Origin of the sequence: Paenibacillus sp. FSL H7-0350 (genome assembly GCF_038593195.1) — a bacterium.
Classification (GTDB): Bacteria; Bacillota; Bacilli; order Paenibacillales; family Paenibacillaceae; genus Paenibacillus_AQ.
In genome coordinates, this window is the sequence record NZ_CP151972.1 from 4,146,505 (window position 1) to 4,164,971 (window position 18,467).

The window sequence follows — 18,467 nt, forward strand, 5'->3', positions numbered from 1 at the left end:
CTACACCTTAGCTCTATCGAACGGGACAGCCCCAGGCTGGTCCTTTTTGTAGTTCTTCTACTTTTCTTCCATTTGTTGTTGCCTAAACCTCTTTATGCAAATATGATAGATTCATATACTCCAAGATCTTACATATTATCCACCCTATTAATAATCATATGAGGAGGAACGGCAGCAATGTTCACTACAAGAATCATGAAACGGAGCTTCACCTTATTTGCCATTCTCGTATTGGTATTCTCTTCTCTTCAGCTCCACCCCGCTTTAGCGCAAGACGAGACAGGCGGCAGTCAGGAAGTGACTTACACGGGAGAAGGGTATGAAGTCCTCTACAGCATTTCCTCCCGGTGGGAGGGAGCCTTCAATGCCGATGTTACCATCAGGAACACGGGCAGCAGGGTACTGGAGAACTGGACCCTTGGTTTTACGTCTCCGTATGAGATCACGAATATCTGGAACGGCCGGGTAGATTCTTATGAGAATGGTCTATATGCCATCAAGAATGCAGGCAGCAATCAGGACATTCCGGCGGGTGGCAGTGTGAATTTCGGCTTCACGGCTTCTTTTGAAGAAGAGCTGCAGCTGCCCGCAGTGTTTGACTTGCTGGGCGGGGAGCAGACCGTTCCAGGCGGGCAATACGAGACCAGCTTCAAGGTGACAAGCGATTGGGGCAGCGCTTTTAACGGTGAAATTGCCATTAAGAATCTGTCACCGTCCGCAGTTGAGGATTGGACACTGGCGTTCGATTATGAGGGGCAGCTGGAACGCTTCTGGACGGCTGACATCATCAGTCATACCGGCAATCATTACGTGATACATAATGCGGGCTATAATGCCAACATTCAGCCGGGCGAGACTCTGGTCCTTGGCTTCACCGGGAGCCCGGGGAATGTGGCAAGCGAACCTTCAGTCTATCAGCTGACGCAGATCTCCACCCGGCAGGAAGCCCCTGAGCCGGAGAAGGTCTCCGTACAGCTCGATACTTACAGTCTCCAGCTTCAGAACAGCCCGGATGGAGACTACTACTTCCTGAGCTCCAAGCTGGACAAGCTGACCGGAGTGCTGGGAGGAGCATCGAGCGTCACGGCCCTCACCTATCAGCTTGAAGACCGAAATAAAGCAGTCCTCCAGCAAGGGACGATCCCTGTAAGTGCGGCGTGGTCTGCGGAAGGAATCGGACTTGGGATCGGATACAATCTGCTGAAGCTGCGCGCCCACGCTCAAGATGGAACTGAAGTGACCAAAGAGTATATAATCGTGAACTTCGATGAGGGCAATCTGCCTAACCTCGGGATTGACCCGGAGAAGGACAGCGATCATGACGGCATCAGCGATTATTATGAGGGACATTTCGGTCTCTCCCCCACCAGCAGGGATACGGATGGTGACGGATTAAGCGACCAGGATGAGCTGCTTGTCTTGAGGCTGAATCCGCTTGAACCGGACAGCGACAAGAACGGGACTGCCGATGGTGATGAAGATTACGATAAGGATAGATTAACCAACCTGGAGGAATTGCAGCTCGGGACCAGCCTTATCAGTGAAGACAGTGACAACGACGGTCTAACGGACGGCGAAGAAGTTCATACGCACAAGACCGATCCCCTGAAGGCCGACACCGATGGGGACGGACTCTCTGACGCCTGGGAGCTCCAAATCGGAAGCGACCCGCTTGTGCCTGAGACGAAGTTCGCTAGAACGGTGAAGGCAGAGGATGCCGGGGGCAAAGCTGTTCCAAGCGTATCCGTGGAAGGGATCACTGCGGAACAGGTAGAGAGCCTGTCCGTCCAGCCGGTCGTGGACGGCATTCTTAACGATGCCACCATTCCCGGTTACATTGACCAGGGCTATAATTTCTCCATCGACGGGAGCTTTGAGAAGGCGACGATCTCCTTTGAGTTCGATCAGAGCCTATTGAATCAGGCAGACTTTGTGCCGCGGATCTACTATTACAATGAGGAATTCCAGTTGTTTGAAGAGCTCTCCGGTCAACGGCTGGCCGGGAATGTGGTCTCGGCAGAGACGGCTCATTTCTCCAGATACATTCTGCTGAACAAGACGGTATACGACCAGGTCTGGCAGTATAAGTTCCTGTACGATGAGGGGCAGGAGCATTATGCCGGGATGGATATCGCCTTCGTCATCGATTCCTCGGGCAGTATGTCAGATAATGACCGGAACAATGTGAGAATCAGCGTCACCCGGCAGTTTGTTGATCTGCTGACGGACAGTGACCGCGGGGCTGTGGTAGATTTTGACGACTATGCTACAGTATTATCCGGCTTTACTTCAGACAAGGCCGTGCTGAGTCAGGCTGCGGGACGGATTGATGCGTACGGCGGAACGACTCTGAGCAGCGGGATTTCCAGTGCACTTAATCTGTTCGCCGCCGGCGGCAGAGCGGATGTCCTGAAGTATATTATTATGCTTACCGACGGGGAAGGCTCTTATGACACCACACTAACCAAGCGGGCTGCCGATCAGGGTATTGTGATCTATACGGTGGGCCTGGGGAGCAGTATCTCGACCAGTGTGCTGACCAGCATGGCCCAGGGCACCGGCGGCAGCTATTATCACGCCAGCAATGCCAGCCAGTTGTATGGAATTTTCGACACCATCGCTGAGACCTCAGACCTGTACAAGGATACCGACAAGGATGGCATCAGTGATTATCATGAGAAGGAGATACAAGCCGGAAGACTGCGTGTAGGTACTGGCGGTGCAGCCATCCGATTGAACTATCTGGATGCTGACAGCGATAAGGACGGGCTTAAGGACGGGCAAGAGATCCGCATTGTCAAATCCGGCGACAAGGTCTACGCCTATTTGTACTCCAATCCCAACCTGGCCGATACGGACGGCGACGGCTTGAACGATACGGTGGACAGCAGAAGACTGATTCCAGATGTGGAGCAGGCCCTAATCCTTCAATCGAATCACAGGGAGGGCGTGCTGAAGACCGCTGCGCAGGGAACTTCTCCTGTCTCTGACGATCTGACGTTCAATGACTACACGTATAGTGAGTTAATCAAGCTGGGCCCGGTATTCTCGGTGGCCAAGATTACACCGGAGTTCATGATCTGGGGCGAGATGGCCGCTCTATTCGCTGTCGGCAAGATAGGTGCAACAGATGATATGAAGTTCGTTCTTGGCGATCTGATCTCAACCTTCAAATACAGCAAAACCATTAATGAGGGAACATCGGTCTCCTTTGGCGACACCTTCGATACCAGCAAATACATTAAGTATCATAATAGCGAGCTGGATAATGCCGTCATCACCGACTCCAGCACCCAGAACTATGTAGGGCTCATCAAGAATTTTGTTGTGCAGGAGCTGCGCAATAATTCAGGCGATTTGTCCAGGCTGAAGTTCAACCCGAACAGCAGCCAGAATATCGTGAATAATTACGTGAACCAATTCCCGACCAGCCCATATCCGGTATTCACGGAGAAGAGCAATCTGGCGTTATCGCTGGCCATCCATGCTTTCCATGGTCATAATATTACTATTAAGGACTTCAAGAACATCGGGGGGCAATTCAGCGGGAAGCTGGCGTTCCATTTCTACGACCATTTCGGTCTGGATGCCGATGACGAGGTCAATAATCCAGGGTTTGTAGACTGGTTCACTTTGCAGCACTACGAACGGTTCAATGGCAAATATGTGCCGTTCATTACAACGATTGATTACGAGCTGCCCTTCAGCGGCTCTGTGAAATAACTCCAATGAATCAGGCAGGTGAATCCATTGAGCCGCAGGACACGAAGCTTCCTTGGCATGACCATTATACTGATGCTTGCCGCAGCAGGCTTCATCATCCGTTATGATCCCTCCGAGGCGAAGTACGGCATATTCCGGGAGCATCGCGGGCAGTTTGATGCTGTGAAATCGGAGACCCTGCTGCTGATGGACAGTCTGGATGAACGGAGCGATATCGGGAATACGTTCATCTACTCTAATAATGCCGCCCCTCCATTCCATGACAGTGTAAATACAGAATTGCAAGACAAGATCCAGCAGATCGCTGCATGGTCCCAGGACAGCCTGGACTTCGTGCGCTACAGCAGGCAAGACGGGAAGCCGCTCCTCCGGTTCGTATTCGACTGGGAAAGGGAGCATGGCCCCACCTATCATATTGTGTATTGCGCAAGTCAGAGCAAGGTGGAGCAGGCCTATGCCGCAGAGCCGGTGAAGTATAAGCTAACTTCGCTGGCCGACGGCTGGTACGGAATCGAGATAGAATAGTTGCAACAAAAGGGGGGTGTCCCAAGCCATATCATGGCTAAGACACCCCTTTCTTTTGAACAAACAGGTTACCCGCTCTACTCACACCACATATTCGGCCATAATCTGCTCGATGTGGTACGGAGTCACTCCCTGGTCTACCGAGAATACGGTATCGGCCTGCTGTGGTGACACGGCCAGCTGACCACGGGCCTTGGCGTGCAGCGTGAAAAGATCATACAGATCAGGCTTCTTCAAGGAGGTCATCGCCTTGCCGATGATCACCATCCCCTTCTGGTTGACCTCCACATTATTAGGATAGAAGGGATCTCTGGTCAGGGACAGGTCTGTCCAGATCACGGTCCGCTCCACCAGATCCAGTATCACAGGAATGGCGAGTTGAGTATCCGCCGTGACATCAATCTTGTTCGATACCGTGGCTGGCTCATAAACTTCACCGGACCCTGGCTTCTTCCGCATCATCCACCCCGTGAAGCACTCCGGCAGATTGCAGTACGGCTGTCCTGTGAAAGAATGGAGGCTAGCTACCACATACCTTCCGCCATACTCAACAATAGAAGGAATATGCAGGTCGATGAACTCACTAGCCCCGTAGGGCGCCGTTACAATGTCCCCGCTATGGGCTGCATGATATTGTGCCGAGCGCAGATTCGTATACGAAATATGCTCGACATAATTCCAATTCTTATCATACATCACTGCTGACAGGTCAATATCAACGCGGCCTGTAGGCGTACCGCCCATCTTCCCTTCCTTCCACCAGCAGAAGAAACGGACCGTATTCCCTTCTTCCATCGGAATCCGGCTTCCCCGGACCAGGGTATGCAGTGCTTTGCTGGCCGATCTCTGGGAGAATGGCACAAGATAGTCCCTCAGGCGCTCATCCACATATACCTTTCCCAGAGACGGCTGGGCAGCAAACCGCGCCACCAGCGTCTGCTCGCAGAGATCCACCATATCCCGGCAGGCTTCTTCACTGATCTCCGGTAGGGTATTAGGGGTGGCCCAGGCTTTGGCGACATTTCCCTTGGGGAAAAACACCCTCAGCTCAGGCAGCTCCCGCTGGCGTTCGAAGTAGTTCTTCACCTGTAGCAGCACCGGGGTCGATACCTGACCGGCCACTTCGCCGAAGGCCATCACCACGTACTCAGGCTCCCGGGTCATCCGCAGCAGCTTCGCCAATCTTCGTGCGAATTCACCCGGACGCTTCGCCAGCAGATCCAGTGCCGTCCAGAGCTGCTGGTACTGAAGGGCAAGCTCTACACTTCCGTTATAGGTGGTGAAGGGCTTTTTATTACGCAGGATATCAAAAGCTTCCTCACAGCGCTTATACCGCTGCTTATATTCAGATGGATGCAGGATCTCGCCGAGACGAATCCAGCGTTCCCGGTACCTTAGCATATCCTCGGTGATGGGATGGCACCGCTCCAAGAGCCCCAGCAGCAGCCGGCGTTCACTACGCTTGAACTTGCGGAAGCGGGTAGGCAAGGCCAGACTAACATCGCCTCCCGACCAGGCCACCGCCAGCCGCAGCACATCGGTTGCCGTCTTGAAGTACGGGCTTATTCTTGCTACGTCCGCTTTACCATGCTTAAGCAGCGACGACGCCACATATCCGGCATTCTCCTTGAACGGGATCTCCTCCGGCAAAAGCTCATCCAGCTCTTCGTTGGCTGTATTCGCAATCACAGCATCGATATCCTTCTGATCCTCTGCCGAAATTGAGCCCCTGGCCTCCATCAGCTGGCGGATTAGGGTCCGGAACTCCGTGCTGCTCCCCAGATCAATGACCTTCAGCTTCACATGATCCTCAAGGGGTGTTCGCTGCACAGAATCAGCATATGGAAGCTCCCAGGTATAATAATGGAACATCGCATTGAAATACAGATCTGCTTCGTCCTCCTGCATGACCTGCTCCGGGAACCCCGGATACATCGGTGCATAATGCACATGCGCGCCAACCATCCGTCTTACATCGGCAATCAGCGGATAGTACAGCTGCTCGAAGGCCTCGCGGGGCAGCTTCTGGACCGCCCGGAATAAGGCAGGCGACAGGGTATACCCAAGCCCCTGCAGATTGCGGAGGGCTGCGGCCAAGTACCCCTTCGGGAGCTTCTTTGTGTCAGCAGCGTCAGGTGTATATTTCAGCATAATCTTGCCTGCTCTACGCAGGTAAATCCGGTTTATTTGCATAGTAAAAGTGTCCAGGAGAGCCGTATCCCTACTCGGTTTAAGTCCATGGGTAGAAGGAAGGAATACAATAGCCTGGACGCCTCCTCTCTGAGTAAGCATCCTTCAGGAGAGCTGCGGCCCTATTTCATCCAATTGAGTAGAAGGAAGGACCGCGGGTAGCCTGAAGATCTCCCGGCGATCTTGCAGCCGTTTGATGGTTCCATCTTCGCACACGGTCCAGTAGGCCAACAGGGCGAAAGTATTACGACAGAGGGAAATTTTAACTTATGGCTCCGCCACGCATCGTATCGCACCCTGTATTTTGGTTTTTATTGAGGGTATGTTATCATTCTTAGAGTAAGTTAAATTTTAAATGTTTAGGAGGGATACCTGATGAAAAAGAGATCCATTCAATATCTGTCTGCTGGAATCGGGTATTCGACGGCTGTTTTCTTTTAGAATCGATGCGGACGGGATAGGTCTGTCCAATATTAAGCGATACTACAAAAACAGCCCATTTAAAAGGAGACTTACCCTCATGAATCTAAATAATAAGGTCGTTCAAAGATATAACCCTGAAAATATAGCAAAACCGGTTGGAAGCTACAGTCATGTGACCAAAATTAGCAGAGATGCTGAAATGTACGTCTTTTCCGGTCAAATCGGGATCGATCCGAACAATAACATCCCCCCCGATTTCAACCAGCAAGTAACCAATACCATGAGTAATATTGTCGCCATTCTGTCCTCGCAGCAGCTAACCCCGGACCATGTCATCAAAATCAACATCTGGGCCACGGAGGAAATCGATTGGGACCATTTCTATTCCATCTGGAATGAAGTGTTCGGCCCTACGCCTCCCTCCATGACGGTTGCCTACATCCAAGGATTAGGGCTGCCTGAACTCAAAATCGAGCTGGATGTGTGGGCCGCCGGTTAGAGGATAGAATAATTTAAAACACCCAAAACAAGCCCTGGAAGATATTCTTGAGGCTTGTTTTGGGTGTTTTTTTGCTGTGCTGCGATAATTAAGGGGTAAAGGTATATTTTTGATATACATTTTATAATTTAAGAGGATTTAGGTGTTGTCCATCCTAAAAGGTTAGACATCGCTGTTAAATCATGTCACTTAGGGATATACTAAAGGAGATAACGAAACTAAGATAATTTACAACCATTTAGTGCTGCTGAGGAGTGATAGTGTGAAGCTCAGAGTTAGAGATGTTTTTATTGCAGGCGCCCTCCCGATTCACACCTATATTTCCCGCAAATCGGAATTCGGGCTGACCTATGAATTCCGTCTTCATAACGTAGTCGATATGGTTGGATTTTTAACTTCAATCATAGGCCCATCGAAAACTGGAAAAACAGTACTGTGTGACAAGGTAATCGGCTTGGATGGATACGTCGATTTTATAGGAAGCGACTTTAAAGATACTGTAGATTTCTGGGAGACGATTGCAAATAAAATTGGTATTTCCCTCGAACGGGACCATACAGAGATACGCACGCTTGAAGGTCAGGGGCTCGCCGGAACAACGGAAGGAATCACCACCTCCATCACAGAGTCTTTCCGTTCCGGCAAAGATAAAGTCATTCAATATTTTATAGCAAACAACTTAGTTCTATTACTAGATGATTTCCATTACGCTTCACCCAGCAAACAGTTTGAGATTGCCTATCAGCTCAAAGATGCGATCCGCAAAGGGCTTCGAGCCATCATCATATCCTTACCTCACCGATCGGATGATGCAATTCGAAAGAATGCCGATTTAAGCGGAAGATTGAATCTGATTAATATCGAGCCTTGGAATACAGATGAACTGCGTGAAATCGCTGTTGCTGGATTCAACAAACTAAATATGCAGATTGATCTTCGGATCGCTGATAACATTGCACAGGAGAGTCTATCTTCCCCTCAACTCATGCAATCTATCTGTTATAACCTTAGTATGATACTCGATATTGACAATACAGATCATCCGGCGATGCCTGACCAGGAGATCCTAGACAAGGCCTACAGAATGACCTCATTGAACCTTCTTGCTTACCAAGAGGTTGCCCGGAAGTTGAAAACAGGTCCTAACCCCCGGGGGCAGAAAAGAAAAACCTATCTGACTATAAAAGGTGAAGAAACTGATATCTATGAGTTACTTCTAAAGGCGATTGCTGATGATCCGCCCATTGTGAGCCTTTCTATCGACAGTATCAAGCGAAGAATCGATGTGTTGCTTGGTAATAATGCGGATAGGCCAGACCGGGTGAAAATTAAGGCTGCTATTGATCAGATGCAGGCTATCATGCAGAGCAGCGAACCGATGTATCAGGTTTTTGAATATAAGGACGATGAAGTTTACATTCTAGAACCGTTATTCCTGTTCTTTTTACGCTGGGGTAATCTCAACTAATCGAAGGGGGATTATTTTGACTACGATTAATGAGGATAGACTACAAGTTATAACTGCTCTTCAAGCACAAATTCAATCTTTCCCACAGGGACAATCGGCTGACTTCAGCAGATGGGTGGATACTACCAGCCGCATATTAGAGCGCCTCTTCTCCGATCAGTCCATAGCACAGAAATTCGTCTTGCTCACCAGGGCAGGTATGCTCCAGGCACAACTATACCTGGAGAATTTAATTACAGATGTTAACACTGGTCTATTCGATGATGCCAAAGCACTTAATGAAGTAGATGAAGCGCATTTTCATCTTATCATCAGCAGAGTCCTTCATAATTTCGATAAGCATATTTACGAAATGTATCAGAAGCCAGTCCATGGAAATGGAACACTGAAGCTAGAGAGCCTTGGTGACATTTCACTGGGCAACGAATATGATGTGCAGCGTTTGCTCTATTCACTACTTCGTCCCATTTTTCCTGAAGCAAGAGTTGAAGTACCCACTGACGGAGGATACAAGGGGTACCGCTTCGATATATTTATTGATTCCTATGAAACTGTAATTGAAGTTAAATGTACTCGTCCCAATATGTCTGAGCGGAAACTCACCGAGGAGATCGGGTCAGATGCATATCATTATCCGAAAAAACACATCTATTTCTTCATCTACGATAAAGCTAAAATCATTACAAATGTTGACGCATTCTGTAAGAACTACAACAGAACCCACGATTCCAAGCAGATACACACCATAGTCATCCAACCGATTAAAATAATTTAGAAAGCAGGCCGCCTTCCATCCCCGGAAAGCGGCCTGTTCTTCATCGCCTAAAAAATCACTCCTCCTCCCACTTCTTCGCCGCAGGCCGTTCATACACCACAGCATAACTCTCGCTGCCCAGCAGCATCCGCTTGCCCTGGAACTCGTCATAGATGTTCACCCGCACCGTGGCGCCGGTGAGCGCCTTGTACGCCCGGTTGTTCAGCGAGAAGGACACGCTGTCCGAAGCTCCTGCACTTGTCAGTTCCTCTCCCAAAGGCAGCAGCTTCTCCGAAGGCTGGCCGAACGGATCGATCAGCTCGGCCACCAGCTTATGCTCATTCGCCCCGGCTACGTACAGCCCGCTGCGGGTTAACCGGTAGCTAAGCTTCGCCTCGATAGACTCGCGGTCCTCTGACAGGGTTGCGGTGGACTGGGTCACCGACATGACGTACGGGAATAGCTCCAGCTTCTGAAGAGACGTCTGCGGTGCAGGATTCGTAGCATTAAGGGCCAGGCCTGCGGTATCAATATAAGCGGTCGGCGCTGCCCCGGGTACCGTCAGCTTGCCTTCGGCAATCCCTTCTCCAAGAAAGAGTGTCAGCTCTGAAGCATTAATCTCCGGCGGAAGCTTACTCCAGACGGTTACGATACTCTTCTCTTTGGCATTCAGGGCCGCCTCCGGCTGGCTGATTACCGCTTCGAAATACTGCTGATCCGCAGTTCTGTAATAACCCACCAGTTGTGACGGCTGGGTCTTGCGTAACTCCTCGTTGGTCAGTATCAGCTCCGTATAGATCAGCTTGGAATCTGTCCCCGGATAGATCCGGGTCTGTCTCTCCAGCACCTCTGCCTTCTTGCCGGTCAGCCCTATAGGGAGAGGCTCTCCGGCAGCCGCCGTTCTCAGGGTGTTATCCACTTGGCTGGTGAACAGCGTCAGGAAATTCGCTTTGGCCTCTCCCGAAGGATACTGAAGAATGATCTTCAGCTTCTTGAGATTATAGGAATAGGGAAGGTTCCCTGCAATATACAGTACGGCTGTCTCCCGTGGAGCCAGATGAGTCACGGAGCCGTCAATCACAATCTGCGCGCTGCCGCTGATATCCTTATCCCCCGCCTTCAGCAGCGCCGTAAGCGCCGGGAGCTGTACCGTGGTTGCACCTGTATTGCGCAGGCTCACCTTAGTTACGACCTGATCCTGGTCCGACCACGGCAAACGTTCCACCGCTTCGAGCTTGACTACGAAAGTCCCCAGAGGGTTCTGCACAGGATATTCCGTAGCCAGCAGATGATCCGGCTGCAAGGAATACGGAATCTGGAAAATCGCTGCCGGGAAGGCAATGCGGTCCGCTTCAGCCGGTTCAGTCATCTGCAGCCGGAGCATACCCTGCTTGAGCTTCAGGGGCAGCTCGGCGCTGAGTTCTACGGTCTGCTCCTCCAGCGGCTTCAAGGTAAGGCCCGCCAGGGCTGTATTGCTGACCGGGTAGCTGTAACCCTCGGCTGTTATTAGACTGAACGGGTATGCCGGCAGCGTCATTGCCTGATTGCCGGTGTTCCGCACACGGAATTTCAGGCTCCACTTCGCCAAATTGTCCTCCGAATACACCGCCGCACTGGCTAACTGGGTCTCAATCGCGCTGTTATTAACCTTGAGCCGTTTCACGGCGTTCACAGGTACATTAAAGTTAGGCGATTCCGCCGCGGGCAGCTTATATTCGGCAACCGGCAGCTTTATTGGCAGCGCACTGTCTTCCTGGACGAATTGCAGGGACATATTGTCCAGCTTCGTATAAGAAGGGAGGTCCGCCAGGTAGTAGAGAATTCTTTTCTCCTTAGGCTGAATCAGGGTGTCGGCCTTGTCCGCCTTCAGCTCGAACATCGAGCCTCCCGGCGATACAAGGTATCCCTTCAGGCCCGTATCCTTAAGCACCTTGGCTCCCGAGTTGGTGAAGCTGACTCCAACCCGGGCATATACCTTCCCGTCCATCTTATAGATATGCAGACTTTCCGCCTTGCCGGTCACCGGCAGCTCTCCCAGGGTCAGCTTCTTGCTCTGGCCCCTGGGGGTCACTGTGGAGTAGGAGCCGGGAATCGTGAACGTTCCCAGCTTCTTCTGGTAATTCGCCTGGCTGAAATCCCAGCCGAACAGGGCGATGCGGACTCCGTTTATTTTGGCAGCCTTTCCCGCATTGACGTAGTACGTCACCGATTGACTGCTGTTAGCCGGAATAGACTTGATGGCAGCACTGCCTGTTACCGGCTTGCCTTGAATCACAGCACCGCTTGAAGTGGTGACCTTGGAGAAATAATCGATCAGGCTTACATTGCTGCCCGTTCCGTTGTAGTAATTCAAGGTGTACGTGAGTATATTCCCGCTCTCCTGAGGCTGAAGCGCTGCGTTCAGGAGCTTCACACTCACACCGCTTTTCAAGGAGACCGCCCCCAGTCCCTCGAGAGTGGGTAAGGCGGCTGTCGCCGCTGTTCCCGCTGAAGATCCGGCGGCTGCCGCATAGGCTCCGAAGGCAATGGACTGGCTGAGAACCGCCAGGCTTAGCATGGCAGCAGCATATTTTCTCTTGGAATGATACATGATTCTGATTCTCTCCTCCCTTAACTTCGCTTACGCTTGCGGCAGCCGCATCTCGAATCTTGTCCGTATCCCGTTACTCTCCACAGACAGAGTTCCCTCATGCTGCTCTACGATGTTCCGCGCAATGAACAGACCCAGACCCGTGCCGCCATCCTGATGAGTCCGCGCCCGGTCCCCGGAATAATACATCTCGAAGATATGCGCCTGCTCCTCCGGCGGAATGGGATTCCCGTAATTGATCACCTCAACCGCTACTGTATCTGAATCAGGGCGGCTGTTAATATCCACATATACGCCTTCCTGCCCGTAACGGGCGGCATTGGTCAGCAGATTCCCTAAGACCCGTACCAGCAGATCCCCATCCCCATAGACGCTTAAGCCTGGGGTAATCTTCAGCCGTGAGGTGAGGCCGTTCCGCTCAAATACCGGGTATAGCTCCTCGTTCAATTGCCGGAGCAGCTCGCCGATATCCAATTGCGTTTTTACCATTGGCAGTGTGCCATAGTTCATCTTGGTGATCTCGAACAGTCCGTCAATCAGCTTCTCCAGCCGCTGGGATTTGGTGAAGGCAATGGTGGCGTAGTGTATGATTGTCTCCACCGGCAGCTTCTCCTCTTTAAGGATCAGATCCAGATAGCCAAGCACAGAGGTGAGCGGCGTACGCAGATCATGGGCCAGATTGACGACCAGCTGATCCTTGCTGCTCTCGGCGAAATCGCCCCGCTGCACCGCTGCCAGCAGCTTAGCCCCTGCCGCATTCAGATCCTCGGCAATCGCACTGAACTCATCCCTTGAAGCAATCTTCACCTGATTCTGAAATTCCCCGTTAGCCAGATGATGAATCCCGCTGGAGATCTCGTTAAGATAACGGATATAAGGCTTGGTGAACTTGAAAAAGAAGATCAGCATGAGCGGAATGAACAGCATCAGCGATACGTTGAAGTCCCCGAGCCTGTAGATGAACCGGCGCACCTCTGCTTCCGGGTCCTCCATCCTCACCCCGGAGTAGTAGAGCTGAAGCAGCTTAAAGATTCCATAGGTCAGACCGGCTGAGAGCAGCATGCTTACCCCCAGCAATTGGACTAATCTGGCCCGGAAGCCCCGGGCCCGCTTATTCATTGAACGTGTACCCGACGCCCCAGATGGTTCGGATGAACCGGTCCTTGTTCTGGTCCTCGCCCAGCTTCCTGCGGAGGGTACGGATATGCACCATCACGGTATTGCCGGACTCGTAGTACGCTTCGCCCCACACCTGCTGAAAAATATTCTCCGCACTAAACACCTGCTTGGAGTGGCTGGCCAGCAGATAGAGGATGTCGAATTCCTTGGGCGTGAGGTCAATCGCCTTCCCGTATAGCGTAACTGTATGCCGGTCAAGGGATATAATAAGCCCGCCCGACTCCAGCACCGGGGCCTGATGGACAGCCGGAGGCTGGCTGAACTGCAGAGAACGCCGCAGCTGGGAATTGACACGGGCCAGCAGCTCCATAGGGTTGAAGGGCTTGATCATATAATCATCCGCTCCCATCACAAGGCCGGTAATCTTATCGAAATCTGAAGTCTTGGCGCTTAAAAAGATAATCGGCAGGTTATGCTTCACCCGGACCTGGCGGGTAACCTCGTACCCGTCCAGCTCCGGCATCATAATATCCAGAATCGCCAGATCAATGGACTGTGACTGAATGGCCTGCACCGCGGCCCGGCCGTCAGGTACCTTGATGCAGTGATACCCTTCCTTCTGCAGATGCAGGGCAATCAGGTCGGCAATCTCCTTCTCGTCCTCTGCGATTAGAATCGTGGTTCGCTTCATACCGGGACCTCCCAGACCTTGTTCTATTCGTTAAGGTACGTAGTCGCCTTGTTCTGAATCAGCTTGGCTACATCCTCTGCCGTCTTCTGTCCGCTGAAGAACGCGCCTGCTTCCTCACCGATGATGCTCAGAATCTTCACATCCATCATGGCGAAGTTATCCGCTGTATCCATCATGTCCTGGAACACCTTGAATTGTCCCTCAGGAACACTTGCAAGCTTGCCGTCCGGGAGCTTATACGTCCCGCTCTTCACCTGCTGCTGAAGCTCACTGAACTGCTTATCATTAAGCGACCGGAGCAGGGAGAAACCTTCTCTGCTCTGCAGGGACTGAACTTCATCAGAGAGCAGGAATTCCATGAATGTCCAGGCTTGTTCGGCAACCGGCGATTTGGCCTGTATCGCAAACGTGTAGCTCGGAATAATTCTCATGGCGCCGGAATTTCCGCTATGCGGCTTATACAGCAGCTTGGGATTGGCAAAATAGGTATACGGAACGTTGATGAAATCCGCCGGGCCCTGTATAACGGCAGAATAGAACAATTGATTCTCGGTCTCCACCGGCTCGGTGGTCATCAGCTTCTCTTGATACATCTCGTTAATCTCCCGCATCATAAAGATGAAGGCAGGGGAATCAAACTTGGCCTTGCGCCCAGCTACGTCTACGAACTGGTTATAGCCGTCGAACACCATCTCCTGAAGCAGCATATCCGGCGGATTATTCGGAAGCGCGTAGCGGTGTGCGGACCCTGCCTGCTGCCCGGACGTAATCAGCGATTTGGAGATTTTCTTCCATTCCTGCCAAGTCCAGCTCTTATCGTCGATCTCTGCTTGCTTAAGTACATCCCCGTCTCCAAGGAACGCTCTCAGGCTGAACCCGGAAGGAATGATATAGGTGCCCCCGTTCACCTTCAGGGCATTCAGCACATTCATTTGCAGGTCTTCCTGCTTCAGCGTCTTCGACTGCTTGAGGTAATCATCCATATCAAGGAATAGCTTCTTGCTCACGTAATCACTGGCGGGCAAACTGCCCGTTTCATAAATATCGGCTCCTTTGCCTGAGAGCAATGCCGTACCGGCGGTTTTCTGATACTTCTCATAATCCGGACCCTCCATCTTCTCGCTGATCCCCTTATACGCCTGAATCTGCAAATCGATATCCGGATAAGCCTGTTCAAACTTCTTCTCTACCGCACGGTAGAACTCACTATCCTGCTGAACCGATAGCGTAACAACCGTCTTCCCCCCGGTGCTTGGAGCTTCTGCACTGCTCCCCGGACTACATGCTGTCATCATCGTTGTAAAAGCAAGGCTCATCCCCAGCCAGCCCATTTTGTTAATCATCTTCATTTTCATCCTTCACTACCTCCAATAATTGTTCGTATATTATGCCGTACTCCTGCGGCTATTGCAGACGTACGCGGTTCCCGTCCTGCAAGGGCTCACTGCTCTCCAGAATAATCATCTCGTCCCCATACAGGTTATCCGTCTGAATCATGCTGTCCGGGCCGTTCGTGATACTGGAGCGGATCTGAACCTCACGGGCGACAAACGTATTGCCTAGTGCCCCCCGCTGTTCCTCGATGGTATAGACGAAGGTGCGCCCGCCCGTCTGATGGATGGCCTTAGTCGGTACCACCACACCCTCCTGAAGGGACGGCTTCTTCATCTGAAACTGAACCTGCTCTCCCCCCTGAAGCGAACCCTCATTCATTACAATGAAGACCGTCTTCTGTGCGATGTCCTCCGCCCCGCTGGTATCCTCACTGGCCGGACTTCCGGCACGCGCCTCAGCGCTCTTGATCTCTGCAATCTTTCCCGGCAATATCCGGGCCGATGGTCCCTCAGCAGAATGAACCTCCACCTCAAGCTTCTCCCCCAAGGTAATTCCAAGACTAGTTAATAGCCCCGCGTCCGCTGTGAAATCGAATTGAAATCCCTCTCGGCTGCTCGACAGCACCAGATCCGGCTCGCCCGATGACGGTATCCCCGGAAGGGCATTCAACCGGGTCACAATCCCGTCGAAGGGTGCCTTAAGCTGCTGCTCCGCAGTTAACCTCTCTCTCATCCCGGCGATTTTACGCGCCTGTCTGGCCTGCTCCTGCTTGCCTGCTTCAATCTCGCGCCGGGCCTTGCGAATCTGGAGCTCATCCCCTTCCGCATACGTCTGAATGAACTGATCCTGCAAGGTCTGCTGCTGGGTCTTTTGCTGATCCAGCAGCGCGATTTCATCCTGCAGCCCGGCTTCGGCAGACTGGCTGTCATAGACGATCAGCCTCTGCCCCTTCTTCACCCGCTCTCCCTCCTGCACAAGCACCTCCCGTGGCTTCCAGCCGCTTCCATTCTGGAGCTTCACTTCATTCACGGGCCGCAGCACCCCGCTGCCCTCCAGCGTGAATTCAAGGCTCTTGCTCTGCGGCGTGACCGTCGTTACCTTGGGCAAGGTCAACGACTGCAGCGTATTGCTGAAGAAGGTGAAGAAGAGTAACACGCCCAGCAGCAGCAGGAAGGCCCTTTTAATGTTTTTTTTCCGCCTGTGGTCTGCGGGCACTCCTGTAATCTCCATTTCCCCGTTCTCCTCCTATCCTCATAAGTCCCTCATATGCGAACCCTAGCCCTTGATCCCAGATAACTGAATGCCCTCAATGAAATACGTCTCCGCATACAGGAAGAGCAGCACCATCGGGGCCATGTAGATGACCGAAGCAGCAAATGCAAGCCCCTTCTCACTGCTGACATTCGATAAGTAGACGGATAGGGGCTGACGCAGCGGATCATCCAGGAAAATCAGCGGCTGCTCCACCATATTCCAGTAATCGACGAATAAGAGAATCGTAAGCGCGGCCAGACCCGGCTGAACCATGGGAACAATAAGGGTATAAAAAATCCGTAAATGTCCGGCTCCATCCATCTTGGCCGCTTCGATATAGGCATACGGAATATCCAGCATAAACTGCCTGAGCATGAACACACCGAAGGCTGCAAAAATACCAGGCAGGATAATGGCCCCCGGGCTATTCAGCAGCCCCAGCCGGTCAGCCATGATGTAGTTGGGCACCAGGGTTACCTGAAAGGGCATCAGCATCGTCAGGACATAGACCAGAAACAGGAGCTCCCGGCCCCGGAATCTCAGCTTGGAGAATGCGTAAGCAGCGAGCGCAGCTATAAGCGTCTGTCCGGCAATGATGGGCACCACCAGGAACACCGAATTCCAGAACATCGACAGGTACACCGGGCTCTCCAGCAGCACCTTGCCGTACTGCTCCAGAGAGACCTGATCGGGCAGCCATTTCAGATTGGCGAACGGATCGCTCCTGCCCTCTATGACCGTGTTCATTTGTCCGACCGGACCGTAATTGATCCCTATCTCGCGGCTACTCATGAACGAATTGATGAGCGTGACCCCAATCGGGAACAGCATCAGCAGGGCAACCACTCCCATAATGACGGTTAATATTAGCTTGGGTAAGACTTTATCCACTGGCACTATCTCTCCACCTCTATTCCATATTTCGACGGTACCGGCGTTCCATGGCGAACAGCCCGAGAACAAGGATCAGAATGCCGCCGACCATCAGGGTAGATGCCGCTGTCATCTTCGGGAGGTCCAGAGACAGGAACATATTGTTCATAAAATGCTGCAGCATATAGATACTGTCATGCGGATACGGCCCGGCCAGCAGATACGTCTCCCGGAATACCTTGAAAGAGTTAATGATCGACATCATGACTACAAAAAACATCGTAGAGGTTAAGTAGACCAGCGTAATGCTCCGGAACTGCCTGAAACGGCCGGCCCCTTCAATCTGGGCGGTTTCATAATAATCCTTCGGGATCTGCTGCAGTCCGGCCAGGAACAGGATCACGTTGTACCCGATGTTTTTCCACACATACATCATCATAATTACATTCCGCGCGGCCTCCGTCTTCATCCAGTCCACCCGGGCCAGGCCGAAGCCGCTCAGCCACGCATTCAGCGCCCCGTTCCAGTCGAACAGGATCTGCCAGACCAGGATGATGGAAGCGACAGGAACAACCAGCGGGAGAACGTAAGCAGTCCTTAGCCATTTCTGAAAATACAGCTTCTTATGGAGCAGCAGCGCGAGGCCCAGCGACAGCACGATCAGCAGCGGAACACTCACCAGGCTGAAGTAGAAGGTATTGAAGGCTGCCTTGCGGAAGGAGTCGCCCGCGATCAGCTCCCGGTACTGCTGCAGGCCCACATACTGCCCGTCCACCGCACGGTCCATGAAGGAATAGAACACGCCCATACCAAACGGAATCAGATAAAACAAGGCAAACCCGATGAGACTGGGTGCCAGAAATAACCAAGCCACCGATGAATCCTTACGGGCCCAATTCTTCAAGTTGCTCCCTCCCTGTACTCAAGAATAGGCGGAACTATTTAAGAACAAGTCAGGTAAAGATTAAAACTTTCTTAAATTCATCACATCACAAAAAAGCCGCGGACGGATGTATTATCCAT

13 protein-coding genes are annotated in these 18,467 nt (G+C 52.0%); 5 read left to right on the plus strand and 8 right to left on the minus strand.

Going from position 1 to position 18,467, the window contains the following annotated elements:
- Positions 1–177 precede the first annotated feature (177 nt).
- Entirely contained in the window at positions 178–3,723 is a 3,546-nt protein-coding gene (locus tag NYE24_RS18905) for a DUF3289 family protein (RefSeq protein ID WP_341027564.1), read from the plus strand.
- A 57-nt stretch (positions 3,724–3,780) separates the two neighbouring features.
- Positions 3,781–4,248 (plus strand): hypothetical protein, encoded by a 468-nt coding sequence (locus NYE24_RS18910; RefSeq protein WP_342476397.1) that lies wholly within the window; start codon positions 3,781–3,783, stop codon positions 4,246–4,248.
- 81 nt (positions 4,249–4,329) lie between these two features.
- On the opposite strand, the gene NYE24_RS18915 is transcribed toward NYE24_RS18910, so the two are convergent.
- On the minus strand, positions 4,330–6,441 hold the full coding sequence (locus NYE24_RS18915; RefSeq protein ID WP_036691642.1) for a TerD family protein: 2,112 nt from the start codon (positions 6,439–6,441) through the stop codon (positions 4,330–4,332).
- 517 nt (positions 6,442–6,958) lie between these two features.
- Between NYE24_RS18915 and NYE24_RS18920 the strand changes: the two genes are divergently transcribed.
- The 3 genes from NYE24_RS18920 to NYE24_RS18930 all read left to right on the plus strand — a co-directional run bounded on the left by NYE24_RS18920 (position 6,959) and on the right by NYE24_RS18930 (position 9,603).
- Positions 6,959–7,360, plus strand: coding sequence for a RidA family protein (locus NYE24_RS18920; RefSeq protein WP_036691640.1), 402 nt, complete (start codon positions 6,959–6,961; stop codon positions 7,358–7,360).
- 262 nt (positions 7,361–7,622) lie between these two features.
- Complete coding sequence (locus tag NYE24_RS18925) at positions 7,623–8,828, plus strand: ATP-binding protein (RefSeq protein WP_342476398.1); 1,206 nt, start codon at positions 7,623–7,625, stop codon at positions 8,826–8,828.
- Between the two features lie 16 nt (positions 8,829–8,844).
- Complete coding sequence (locus tag NYE24_RS18930; RefSeq protein ID WP_076156348.1) at positions 8,845–9,603, plus strand: hypothetical protein; 759 nt, start codon at positions 8,845–8,847, stop codon at positions 9,601–9,603.
- Between the two features lie 55 nt (positions 9,604–9,658).
- Here NYE24_RS18930 and NYE24_RS18935 read toward each other — a convergent pair whose 3' ends face one another.
- Genes NYE24_RS18935 through NYE24_RS18965 form a run of 7 tightly spaced genes read right to left on the minus strand, consistent with a single transcriptional unit; the run spans position 9,659 to position 18,348 of the window.
- Positions 9,659–12,172 carry a hypothetical protein gene (locus tag NYE24_RS18935; RefSeq protein ID WP_342476399.1) on the minus strand — a complete coding sequence of 838 codons (2,514 nt, stop codon included), beginning with the start codon at positions 12,170–12,172 and terminating at the stop codon, positions 9,659–9,661.
- 30 nt (positions 12,173–12,202) lie between these two features.
- Positions 12,203–13,291, minus strand: coding sequence for a HAMP domain-containing sensor histidine kinase (locus NYE24_RS18940; protein ID WP_342476400.1), 1,089 nt, complete (start codon positions 13,289–13,291; stop codon positions 12,203–12,205).
- Positions 13,284–13,982, minus strand: coding sequence for a response regulator transcription factor (locus NYE24_RS18945; RefSeq protein ID WP_342476401.1), 699 nt, complete (start codon positions 13,980–13,982; stop codon positions 13,284–13,286). The genes NYE24_RS18940 and NYE24_RS18945 overlap by 8 nt, the downstream gene beginning before the upstream one ends.
- 23 nt (positions 13,983–14,005) lie before the next feature.
- Positions 14,006–15,337, minus strand: coding sequence for an extracellular solute-binding protein (locus NYE24_RS18950; RefSeq protein WP_341027576.1), 1,332 nt, complete (start codon positions 15,335–15,337; stop codon positions 14,006–14,008).
- Between the two features lie 49 nt (positions 15,338–15,386).
- Positions 15,387–16,547 (minus strand): RND transporter, encoded by a 1,161-nt coding sequence (locus tag NYE24_RS18955; protein WP_342476402.1) that lies wholly within the window; start codon positions 16,545–16,547, stop codon positions 15,387–15,389.
- A 45-nt stretch (positions 16,548–16,592) separates the two neighbouring features.
- Positions 16,593–17,468 (minus strand): carbohydrate ABC transporter permease, encoded by an 876-nt coding sequence (locus NYE24_RS18960; RefSeq protein WP_076156335.1) that lies wholly within the window; start codon positions 17,466–17,468, stop codon positions 16,593–16,595.
- A 13-nt stretch (positions 17,469–17,481) separates the two neighbouring features.
- Positions 17,482–18,348 carry a sugar ABC transporter permease gene (locus NYE24_RS18965; RefSeq protein WP_342476403.1) on the minus strand — a complete coding sequence of 289 codons (867 nt, stop codon included), beginning with the start codon at positions 18,346–18,348 and terminating at the stop codon, positions 17,482–17,484.
- Positions 18,349–18,467: the final 119 nt, after the last annotated feature.

What these genes read in the sequence shown, in the direction of transcription:
- NYE24_RS18915 (WP_036691642.1), bottom strand. Translation starts at nt 6,441, where the DNA reads ATGCAAATAAACCGGATTTACCTGCGTAGAGCAGGCAAGATTATGCTG.
- NYE24_RS18910 (WP_342476397.1), top strand. Translation starts at nt 3,781, where the DNA reads ATGACCATTATACTGATGCTTGCCGCAGCAGGCTTCATCATCCGTTAT.
- NYE24_RS18945 (WP_342476401.1), bottom strand. Translation starts at nt 13,982, where the DNA reads ATGAAGCGAACCACGATTCTAATCGCAGAGGACGAGAAGGAGATTGCC.
- NYE24_RS18935 (WP_342476399.1), bottom strand. Translation starts at nt 12,172, where the DNA reads ATGTATCATTCCAAGAGAAAATATGCTGCTGCCATGCTAAGCCTGGCG.
- NYE24_RS18905 (WP_341027564.1), top strand. Translation starts at nt 178, where the DNA reads ATGTTCACTACAAGAATCATGAAACGGAGCTTCACCTTATTTGCCATT.
- NYE24_RS18920 (WP_036691640.1), top strand. Translation starts at nt 6,959, where the DNA reads ATGAATCTAAATAATAAGGTCGTTCAAAGATATAACCCTGAAAATATA.
- NYE24_RS18940 (WP_342476400.1), bottom strand. Translation starts at nt 13,291, where the DNA reads ATGAATAAGCGGGCCCGGGGCTTCCGGGCCAGATTAGTCCAATTGCTG.
- NYE24_RS18955 (WP_342476402.1), bottom strand. Translation starts at nt 16,547, where the DNA reads ATGGAGATTACAGGAGTGCCCGCAGACCACAGGCGGAAAAAAAACATT.
- NYE24_RS18950 (WP_341027576.1), bottom strand. Translation starts at nt 15,337, where the DNA reads ATGAAAATGAAGATGATTAACAAAATGGGCTGGCTGGGGATGAGCCTT.